General features: G+C 63.2%; 1 protein-coding gene. It reads right to left on the bottom strand.

What is annotated here, in order from left to right:
• On the bottom strand, positions 1 to 277 hold a 277-nt coding region (locus PU724_RS33995; protein ID WP_426213864.1), incomplete at its 3' end, for an AMP-binding protein.
• Positions 278 to 348: the final 71 nt, after the last annotated feature.

Here is a 348-nt window from a genome sequence, read left to right as displayed (position 1 = left end):
GATAGCCGCGCGCCACCCCCGCCCCGCCGATATAGAGCTCGCCAACCGCCCCCAGCGGCACCGGCTGACCATGAGCGTCCAGGAGATACACCCGCGTGTTCGCGATCGGACGGCCGATCGGGATCGAGTTCAGCCGCTCGACAGCTTGGGTTATGGCGAATGTGGCGCATCCAACCGTTGCTTCTGTCGGTCCAAAATGATTGAGCAGGCGCACGGTTGGAAACCGCTCTTGCCAAAACTGTATATCTGCCGGAACCAAGGCCTCGCCCCCGACCATGAGCGCTCTTGTCGGAGGCGGTCCTTTGTGGCCTTCAAGCCGCTTGTTCAGCAGGCTCAGGTGCGCAGGCG

Source organism: Mesorhizobium abyssinicae (assembly GCF_049887195.1).
GTDB lineage: Bacteria > Pseudomonadota > Alphaproteobacteria > Rhizobiales > Rhizobiaceae > Mesorhizobium > Mesorhizobium abyssinicae.
Note: the sequence above shows the minus strand (reverse complement) of the source record. Positions and strands in the feature narration are given on the sequence as shown.